We start from the raw sequence: 10,480 nt of genomic DNA, 5'->3' as shown, positions 1-10,480 counted from the left end.
TCACCCTGCATAAAAAAATATTTCTCAACATTTTATTTGTTGAAAAAGATTGAATATTCGTATTATAACGAATATTATGTTGTTATCGGCAAAAAACGATAATTTGCAGACACTGGGGAGGAAATACATTGAAAAAGAAAAAGAAATTAAAACCATTAGCGGTATTAACAACAGCAGCAGTACTAAGTAGTACGTTTGCTTTTGGAGGTCACGCAGCGTATGCTGAGACACCAACATCATCTCTACCAATAGATGAGCACTTAATACCGGAGGAGCGTTTGGCTGAAGCGCTAAAACAACGGGGGGTAATTGATCAATCTGCATCACAAGCTGAGACTTCAAAGGCTGTCGAAAAATATGTTGAGAAAAAGAAAGGGGAAAACCCTGGGAAAGAAATCTTAACAGGAGATAGTCTTACGCAAGAAGCCTCTGACTTTATGAAAAAAGTAAAAGATGCAAAAATGAGGGAAAATGAACAGGCGCAGCAGCCTGAAGTAGGCCCAGTAGCTGGACAAGGTGCAGCATTGAACCCTGGGAAATTAAATGGAAAAGTACCTACTACATCAGCGAAGCAAGAAGAATACAATGGAGCTGTTCGAAAAGATAAAGTACTTGTTTTACTTGTAGAATTTAGCGATTTTAAGCATAACAATATTGATCAAGAGCCAGGATACATGTATTCTAAGGACTTTAATCGTGAACATTATCAAAAAATGTTATTTGGTGATGAACCATTTACTTTATTTGATGGATCGAAAATTAACACATTTAAGCAATATTATGAAGAACAATCTGGTGGTAGCTATACAGTTGATGGGACTGTAACAGAATGGCTTACTGTTCCAGGAAAAGCATCAGATTATGGTGCTGATGCGGGTACTGGGCATGATAACAAGGGGCCTTTAGGACCAAAAGATTTTGTGAAAGAAGCATTAAAAGCAGCGGTAGCAAAAGGAATCAATTTAGCAGACTATGACCAATTTGATCAATACGATCAAGATGGTGATGGAAATAAAAATGAGCCAGATGGTATTATTGATCATTTAATGGTTGTACATGCTGGCGTTGGTCAAGAAGCTGGCGGCGGTAAATTGAAAGATGATGCGATTTGGTCACATCGTTCAAAACTAGGTTCAAAACCATATGCAATTGATGGCACGAAATCTTCTGTTTCGAACTGGGGCGGAAAGATGGCTGCATATGATTATACAATCGAGCCTGAAGACGGAGCAGTTGGTGTGTTTGCACATGAGTATGGCCATGATTTAGGCTTACCAGATGAATATGATACAAAGTACTCAGGACAAGGTGAACCTGTTGAGTCATGGTCTATTATGAGTGGTGGTAGCTGGGCTGGAAAAATTGCAGGAACAGAGCCAACGAGTTTCTCGCCACAAAATAAAGAGTTTTTCCAAAAGAATATGAAGGGGAACTGGGCGAATATTCTTGAAGTAGATTATGACAAACTTAGCAAAGGAATCGGTGTTGCAACATATGTAGATCAAAGTACTACAAAATCTAAACGACCTGGAATTGTTCGTGTTAACTTGCCGGACAAAGATATAAAAAATATCGAATCAGCGTTTGGTAAGAAGTTCTATTACAGTACAAAAGGAAATGACATTCATACAACACTTGAGACACCAGTATTTGACTTAACAAATGCAAAGGATGCTAAGTTCGATTATAAGGCATTTTACGAACTTGAAGCGAAGTATGATTTCCTTGACGTATATGCGATTGCAGAAGATGGAACGAAGACACGCATTGATAGAATGGGCGAAAAAGATATAAAAGGCGGCGCGGATACAACTGATGGTAAGTGGGTTGATAAATCATACGATTTAAGCCAATTCAAAGGAAAAAAAGTAAAACTGCAATTTGAGTACTTAACAGATATTGCAGTAGCTTATAAAGGATTTGCGTTAGATAATGCAGCCTTAACTGTAGATGGAAAAGTTGTTTTCTCTGATGATGCAGAAGGTCAGCCTGCAATGACGTTAAAAGGCTTTACTGTGTCTAACGGATTTGAACAGAAAAAACATAATTACTATGTAGAGTGGAGAAATTACGCTGGTTCTGACACTGCGTTACAATATGCACGTGGCCCAGTATTTAATACAGGAATGGTTGTATGGTATGCGGATCAAAGCTTTACAGATAACTGGGTAGGCGTTCATCCAGGTGAAGGGTTCTTAGGAGTAGTAGATTCTCATCCAGAGGCAATTATAGGGACATTAAACGGACAACCTACTGTGAAGAGCAGTACGCGTTATCAAATTGCCGATGCGGCATTCTCATTTGATCAAACACCAGCATGGAAAGTAAATTCACCAACACGCGGTATCTTTGATTATAAAGGATTACCAGGAGTGGCAAAATTTGATGATTCTAAGCAATACATCAACAGCGTTATTCCTGATGCAGGACGTAAGTTACCGAAGCTAGGACTGAAGTTTGAAGTGGTAGGCCAAGCTGAAGACAAGTCTGCAGGTGCAGTTTGGCTTCATCGATAAAATAAGGTGAAAAGAAGAGAAGCTGCGATAAGTCGGTGAAACTGACTGATTGCAGCTTTTTTCTTCTTGTGAAAAAACTCGCTGTTTTTTATGTACTTATTGGAAAAATATGAAGTTTCTTTGATACATAAAATGCTCCGTCTGTCCAATTATAGAAGCTATTTTGGACGTAAGAAATTTGTAAGTAATGAGTAAGAAAAAAGAGATTTTCATAGTATAAAATATTTATTATAGCTACTTTTAACACCTGATACTAATAGTGTGCTATAATATGAATTAGCAACAAAAAGGAAAGGAATTAGAACAATGACCTTAGAAAATACTAAAAATTTAAAAAAACAAGTTGCTCCTTTTGAAAAATCAACGATTAAAAAAAGTGTTTGGCAACTGATCAACACAATCGTGCCATTTATTATTTTATGGTACCTTGCTTATAAAAGTTTGTCAGTTTCTTATTGGTTAACATTAGTTCCAGCACTGTTAGCCGCTGGATTTATGACAAGGATTTTCATTATTTTTCATGATTGTACCCATTATTCATTCTTTAAAAGTCGACGTGCAAATAGAATAGTTGGAACGTGTATGGGTGTTTTAACATTATTCCCATTTGATCAGTGGGGGCATGAGCATTCTATTCACCACGCTACGAGTGGTAATTTGGATAAGAGGGGTACAGGGGATATTTGGACGCTTACAGTAGATGAATATGTAGCAGCACCATTTAGACTCCGTTTAGCATATCGTTTATATCGCAATCCATTCGTTATGTTTGGGTTAGGCCCGATTTATGTTTTCTTGCTTAAAAATAGATTTAACCGAAAAGGTGCTAGAAAAAAAGAACGTATGAACACTTATTTAACGAATATTTTAATCGTTGCTATTGTAGGAATGCTTTGCTGGGCAATTGGATGGCAATCGTTTCTTTTAGTACATGGTTCTATATTTTTAATAGCAGGTTCAATAGGGATTTGGCTGTTTTACGTACAGCACACATTCGAGGATTCTTATTTTGAAGAAGATAAAGAATGGGAATATGTGAAAGCGGCAGTGGAGGGAAGTTCTTTTTATAAACTTCCAAAAATTTTGCAATTTCTAACGGGTAATATTGGATTTCATCATGTTCACCATTTAAGTCCAAGAGTACCTAACTATAAACTAGAAGAGGCACACAACAATACCCTTCCTTTAAAAAATGTACCAACAATTACGCTTGCTACAAGCTTGCGTTCACTCCGTTTCCGTCTTTGGGATGAGAAAAGTAACAATTTTGTTAGCTTTAAAGATGTCAAAAATATAATTAAAAATAATGTTTCTGTTCGGGTGAAATCTGAACTATAATTGCATCGTATATAAAACTCCCCTTAATCATTTTCGATTTAAGGGGAGTTTTTGTTTAAAGATTAGATGCCAGATAAGAAGAAAAATTAAATGTTTCAAATTGTAATGGAAGCAGATTAGGAATTGCTAGTACGTAAGTACAAATACAAGATGACAATAAATGCATTATGTTAACAAGTGGAGTTATCATGAATGTTCCATTACGATAACTGTTCATAAATCCGACGAAAATTAATAGCAAAAGGGGGATCGTACAACAGTATATCTAAAAAATTAGAAAAGACTTGAACGGAAATTTCATTCATTTTTCTTGGTGTTCCGCATTCCATACACTTAAATAGGATGCATATTCTAATTCATCTGGATTGTCATGTAACATAGAAATGAATTCTAATTTATTTCTATCACAATCTAGAAAGTATACACTTGCAGCGGGCATCCACCTTTGGACAATTGGCTCTTGATTTCCTTTTCCTTGACTTCCTATCACTTCTATTCCACGCTCCTCTAACCACGCTTTAGAAGTCATTAAAAACTCTAAATTTACACCAAAAGCAAAATGTCTCAGCTCAAAGTCTTCGATATTATTTACTTCCCATAGTCCAAGCATTTGTTTTTTATTTTCTCCGACCCAAAAGAAAGCCACTCTTCTTTTGGAGAGTTTTCTTGCTAACGTTAATCCTAGCTTGTTTTGATAGAAATTTATCGCTTTTTCTAAATTTCTTACATGTAAATGAGTCTCGTATATGTTCTGTATCATTATGATCATTCCTTTCTTTCTTGGTAACTACCAGTTGAGTAATGAATGTAATTCTAATAATGTACAGCTATATCTGATATACCTATTTATTATTATATCGAAATTGAAATACGATAAATCCAACTGAGGTAGCAAGTTCAAATGAAAATTTTACTACTTTTGTAGGAGAAGAGAAAAATCCATTAAATTCAGGTGAACTCATATTTAAATAATAAAAAAAGACAACACATGAAGTGAAACGCCACGTGTTGTCTTTTTTGTATCGTACAATATTACGAAGTTTCGCTAATTTTAGTTTCACTTTGAGTGTTAGTTGCAATTCTTTTCTTAACTTTAAAGTGATAGTAGGTATAGCAAAAGATGATAAATGGTACAGTACAATAAATGCCTAGTCTTTGATCTGGGATAAAGATAAGACTTACTAATATAATGCCATACAATCCAAAACCAAGAATTGGTACAAGGGGATAGAGTGGAGTTCTGAACTTCAAATCGTCTAATTTTCCACCTTCAGCTAAATAGTGTTTGCGGAAAAAGAATTGAGAAACACAAATTGACATCCAAACAATAATTGTTATGACTCCAGAAATGGAAATTAACCATAAGTAAACCGTTTCAGCAGCTACGACGCTTGTTAAAAGAGAAAAAGCAGAAATAGCTATTGTCATGATTAAAGCGTTGAGAGGAATCCCACGTGATGATAATTTCTTTAAAAATGCTGGAGCCATTTCGTTTTTTGATAAAGACCAAAGCATGCGAGTAGCAGCGTATAGTCCTGAGTTTGCAACAGAAAGAACAGCAGTAAGAATAACAAAGTTCATAATATCAGCTGCATATGGAATACCGATATTATCAAAAACAGCAACGAATGGGCTCTTTGTGAGTCCTGCTTCTTCCCAAGGAATTAAAGCAACAAGAACAAAGATTGCTAAGACGAAGAAAAACATTGTGCGCCATATAATATTTCTAATAGAACGAGGTAAAGTTTTTGCTGGATCTTCGCTTTCACCTGCTGCGATTCCGACAAGCTCTGTACCTTGGAAGGAATAATTGACTGTAACCATTGTTAATAGAATAGCTGCAAGTCCATTCGGAAATAAACCACCATGATTTACGAAATTTGAAAGAAGTGGAGCTGGTTCGTCGCCTTTTAAATCAATAAAGCCGAACATAGCGGCGCCACCAAGAATTATAAAAGCTATAATGGCAGATACTTTTATACTTGAAAACCAAAATTCTGTTTCTGCATAACTACGAGCAGATAATGCGTTAATAGTAAAGATTGTAACGCCAAATATTAAACACCAAACCCAAACAGGAATATCAGGAAACCAGCGCTGCATTGTAATACCGGCAGTTGTAAATTCAAGACCGGTCGTATTCGCCCAGCTTAACCAATACAACCATCCGATTGTAAAGCCAGTTGCAGGATTGATGAATTTAGTGGCATATTCCTGGAAAGAACCCGAAACAGGCATGGCTACAGCGAGTTCACCAAGACATAGCATAACGAAATACATTAATAATCCACCGGCCATAAAGGCAAGTACGGATCCACCAGGTCCAGCTTGACTTATAATAAAGCCAGATCCGTTAAATAACCCCGTTCCAATCACACCACCGAGTGCAATCATGAATAAGTGTCTACTTTTCATCGTACGTTTTAATTCATTGTTTGTATTGTTTACTTGCGCCATTGTTTTCCTCACTTTCGTAGTTGATAGAATAAAGTTTGATGTTTTTCCGTATTATGGAATGTATTCCGTGATGTGAAATCTTGTTATAATTTTCAGATAATTAAAAAGAAAAGTCAATATTTTTTTGTTTGCGTTTTCAATTCGTTGTTAGTGATATGTTTTTATTGTTAGAAAATTAAATAAATAGATTGATTTCATTTCGAATGTTTGCTAAATTGATAGTTAATTAAGCGTACTAACATATTACGAGTAAAGTTGAGGCGAGTTATGGTACAGTCCATTGATCGAGCGATAAGTATTATTAAATTATTGAATTCTACAAATGAAAAAGAGTATTGGGCTATTTCTGATATAGCTGATGGAACACATCTCCCGGTTAGTACAGTACATAGATTACTTAACTCTCTAATGGAGCATGGGTTAGTTACACAAATTTCAGAGACAAAACAGTACAAAATTGGACCAATGTGGATGGAAATAGGGTTGCGTCAATTGGAGAAGGTAGACTATAGATCTGTTGCAAGAGAAGTGATGAAACGTTTGGCTGCTGAAGTGGAAGAAAGTGTCTATTTGAATATTCCAAACGGAACACATTCTATTATCATTGAAAGAATTGATAGTCCTTTAAAAATTCGAGTTATTGATAATCTAGGAGAACAAATTCCACTTTCAATTGGTGCTGCAAATAAAACGATGCTTGCCAATATGAAAACGAATGAAATGGAACATATTGTAGAGTATTTACTTCCTTCATTACCAGAACAAAAGCAAATTCTTCTTAATCAAATAAAGCAAATAAAAAATGAAGGATATGCTGTCAGTTATGGTGAAAAAACAGAAGGGACAGCTTCAGTAGCTGCACCTATTATCGGATTTAATCATAAAGTAGTAGGAGCATTAAGTGTTGGGTTAATTAGTCATCGTATTAATGATGATCGACTATCTTTTCTTATTAGCAAGGTAAAACAAGCAGCTCATGAAATATCAATAAAAATCGGCAGTACATCAGAACTATAATTTTGATAGCTGTCGTCATTTTTTATTCATATATTGGAATTCGTTTTCATAATGCGGAAAAATAGGGGGATTTATATGTCAAAGTGGCAATCAAAAGAACAATTGATTCAATTATTAAGCAGTCTTGTTGAAATTCCTAGTATTACAGGTACAGAGGCTGAAGTGATATTGCCAGACTTTGTTGTGGAGCAATTATCTGATTTACAGTACTTCAAAGAAAACCCGCACCATGTGCAAAAAAATCCGACAGGGGACGGACGATATTTTGTTACAGCACTAGTAAAGAAAAAAGATAGTACAAAAAATACTGTAATTCTAGTAAGTCACTTTGATGTTGTAGATGTACAAGATTACGGAGTGTGGAAAGAAGATGCATTTAATCCTAAAAAGTTAACATCTATGTTTTATTCTCATAAAGATGAACTTCCAGACCATGTGCGTGAAGATATAGAACATGGGGAATGGCTGTTTGGTAGAGGAACAATGGATATGAAATGCGGTCTAGCATTACAAATGGCAATGATTGAACAAGCATGTGAAGGAAGATTCGATGGGAATGTTCTTTTATTGGCTGTACCAGATGAAGAAGTGAATTCTGTAGGGATGAGGGCCGCTGTTCCGAGACTGTTAGATTTAGCTAGAGAGCATAATTTAGATTATAAAACGGTCTTAAACTCAGAGCCTATGTTTTCAAGACATCCTGGTGACCAAAATAAGTATATTTACACTGGCTCTATTGGTAAAGTGTTACCTGGTTTTCTTTGCTATGGAAAAGAGACACATGTAGGTGAACCTTTTGCAGGCTTAAATGGGAGTTATATGGCTTCATTAATAACAGCAGAATTAGAGTTAAACACAGACCTTTGTGATATTGTAGAAGGGGAAGCGAGTCCTCCGCCAACTAACTTACTTCAAAGGGACTTAAAGGAGGATTATTCTGTACAAATTCCGCATCGTGCAGTTACATTATTTAATTTGTTTTTATTAGAAAAATCAATGACAGATGTAGTTTCATTGTTACGTCAAAAAGTAACGAAAGTAGCAGAGAAAATAGAAGAGTCGTATGAAAAACATGCATATCGTTTTTCTAAATATAATCCATTTATACCACCTAATCTCAAAGTAAATGTATTAACTTATGAAGAGCTTATCACATATGCAATTGAGCAACATGGACGAGAAAAAATAGATCATATTCAATCTAATATTATAAAAAATAGAGGAGATAAGGATGATCGTGCGGTAACGATTGATTTAGTAGATAAATTAGCGATTTTATGTAAAGAAAAGGCACCGATGATTGTACTTTTCTTCGCTCCGCCGTACTATCCAGCTGTGAGTTCACGCAACAATCCTTTAATAAAAGAGGTAGTTGTAGAAATGGAAAAGTATGCACATTACAATCATAAAATTACATTTGAAAACCAAAATTATTTTGGGGGGATTTCAGATTTAAGCTATGTAGGCTTGCAGTATCCACTGGATTCAATGAGTTCGCTTGTAGACAATATGCCATTATGGGATAAAGGCTATTCAATTCCGCTTCAGGAATTAGAAGAGTTTGATGTTCCAGTATTAAATATGGGACCGGTAGGAAAAGATGCACATCAATGGACAGAACGTCTAGATGTAAACTACGCATTTGAAACACTATTAGATATGTTACCGAAATGCATTAAAAAATTATTAGTTTCTAATAAAATTACACAATCATAGTAGGGAATAGGTAAGGGATAAAACAGAACCTTTAAAGAAGAGTCAAATCAAATTATTTTAATATAATTAAAAAGTAGAACGGCCAAGCTCAATTTTATATGAGTTTGGCCGTTTATCATGTAGTGAATTTTTAATTAAAATTATGTGAATTCATAGCTAACGTAATCTCTTTTATAGTTTTATTTTTTAGTTTGACCAGATAGTTCAACAGACTTTTGCGTACAACGCTGCATAGCTGAAATAATCGCTGTTCGTAATCCTTTTTCCTCTAATGTTGCTACAGCTTCTATTGTCGTTCCGCCAGGAGAACAAACCATATCTTTCAATTCACCTGGATGTATTCCTGTTTCTAGTACCATTTTTGCAGAGCCTAACACAGCTTGAGCAGCGAATTTATATGCTTGATTTCTTGGCATACCATCTAGTACAGCAGCATCTGCCATCGCTTCTATAATCATATATACATAAGCTGGTGCAGAACCACTTACGGATGTGACAACATCCATTAATTTTTCACTTACGATCTCTGTTTGACCAAAACTATTGAAAATGTTTAGTACATCTTCTAAATCTTTTTCTGTCACCATTTCATTAGGGCATAATGCAGACATTCCTTCTCCAACAAGAGCAGGAGTATTAGGCATTACTCTTACAACCTTTACTTTTTTATTAAAGGCATTTTCAGTACTTTCAATACTTTTTCCAGCAGCGATCGTAACGATGATAGCATCGTTTTTGATTACTTCTTTTATTTCATTAATTATTGATGAATATAGGTCTGGTTTGATTGATAAAATTAAAATATCAGCATTTTTAGCTACTTTATTGTTGTCGGTAGTTGTAGTTAGCCCATATTTTTCACTAGCATTTTTTAAATTAGCAGTGTTTAAATCTGAACAAATAATTTGATTTGAAGACACTATATTTTTGTTTATCATTCCGCCAATCATAGCCATTCCCATATTTCCGCAACCGATGAATCCAATTTGTTTATCCATAATAACTCAATCTTGCTCCTTTTATAATCAATTATATCGGTTTGATATTATTTTCTTAGAATAAGAATAACATCCCTGTGCAATATAAAGAAACATTCTAAGAGAATATATTCCTTTTTGCAACACTAAAAGACAAAAATTAATTATATTCGACATTATGTAAATATATACACTATAATGTAAGGTTTTATGTTTATGAATATGAGTTAAACTTATATCATTTTGTATTTTCATTCAGTAGGGCGATAATTTCATACAAATAACTTGTGGCTCTATTTATTTTTAAAAATACCTCTTGACACCGAATCGAACTATATCGCATAATATAAAAAAATTAGATTGAAAATCGTTGAAGGGAATTAGTACATATGTCTTCTTGCGAAAGAGAGTGGAATTCACCGGCTGAAAGATTCCTCGTATAGAATATATCGAACCTAT

General features: G+C 34.8%; 7 protein-coding genes and 1 other annotated feature (1 of these 8 running past the window's edge). Of the genes, 4 read left to right on the top strand and 3 right to left on the bottom strand.

Annotation, left to right across the window (positions count from 1 at the left end):
* The first annotated feature begins 128 nt into the window (after nucleotides 1–128).
* Both ACQGSG_RS14065 and ACQGSG_RS14060 read left to right on the top strand, forming a co-directional pair.
* Nucleotides 129–2,516: an immune inhibitor A domain-containing protein gene (locus ACQGSG_RS14065; protein ID WP_426947523.1), complete on the top strand. Its 2,388-nt coding sequence runs from the start codon at nucleotides 129–131 to the stop codon at nucleotides 2,514–2,516.
* Nucleotides 2,517–2,822: 306 nt separating this feature from the next.
* Nucleotides 2,823–3,854: a fatty acid desaturase gene (locus tag ACQGSG_RS14060; RefSeq protein ID WP_000171499.1), complete on the top strand. Its 1,032-nt coding sequence runs from the start codon at nucleotides 2,823–2,825 to the stop codon at nucleotides 3,852–3,854.
* A gap of 301 nt (nucleotides 3,855–4,155) precedes the next feature.
* Here ACQGSG_RS14060 and ACQGSG_RS14055 read toward each other — a convergent pair whose 3' ends face one another.
* The gene (locus ACQGSG_RS14055) at nucleotides 4,156–4,614 is read right to left on the bottom strand and encodes a VOC family protein (protein ID WP_000615639.1); all 459 of its coding nucleotides are present in this window, start codon (nucleotides 4,612–4,614) and stop codon (nucleotides 4,156–4,158) included.
* Nucleotides 4,615–4,886: 272 nt separating this feature from the next.
* Nucleotides 4,887–6,311, bottom strand: coding sequence for an amino acid permease (locus tag ACQGSG_RS14050; protein ID WP_000079967.1), 1,425 nt, complete (start codon nucleotides 6,309–6,311; stop codon nucleotides 4,887–4,889).
* A gap of 267 nt (nucleotides 6,312–6,578) precedes the next feature.
* On the opposite strand from ACQGSG_RS14050, the gene ACQGSG_RS14045 reads away from it, so the two are divergent.
* Together ACQGSG_RS14045 and ACQGSG_RS14040 are read left to right on the top strand one after the other, a co-directional pair.
* Nucleotides 6,579–7,328, top strand: a complete 750-nt coding sequence (locus ACQGSG_RS14045) for an IclR family transcriptional regulator (RefSeq protein WP_000250752.1) — start codon at nucleotides 6,579–6,581, stop codon at nucleotides 7,326–7,328.
* 51 nt (nucleotides 7,329–7,379) lie between these two features.
* On the top strand, nucleotides 7,380–9,044 hold the full coding sequence (locus ACQGSG_RS14040) for a M20 family metallopeptidase (RefSeq protein WP_325843220.1): 1,665 nt from the start codon (nucleotides 7,380–7,382) through the stop codon (nucleotides 9,042–9,044).
* Between the two features lie 179 nt (nucleotides 9,045–9,223).
* Here ACQGSG_RS14040 and proC read toward each other — a convergent pair whose 3' ends face one another.
* Complete coding sequence (gene proC, locus ACQGSG_RS14035; protein WP_325843222.1) at nucleotides 9,224–10,042, bottom strand: pyrroline-5-carboxylate reductase; 819 nt, start codon at nucleotides 10,040–10,042, stop codon at nucleotides 9,224–9,226.
* Between the two features lie 340 nt (nucleotides 10,043–10,382).
* Nucleotides 10,383–10,480 (top strand) — a binding site (T-box leader) (it continues 113 nt past the right edge of the window).

The organism is Bacillus sp. GMa5/1 (assembly GCF_050172015.1).
GTDB classification, from domain to species: Bacteria; Bacillota; Bacilli; order Bacillales; family Bacillaceae_G; genus Bacillus_A; species Bacillus_A cereus.
This window is presented reverse-complemented; position numbering and strand designations above follow the sequence as displayed.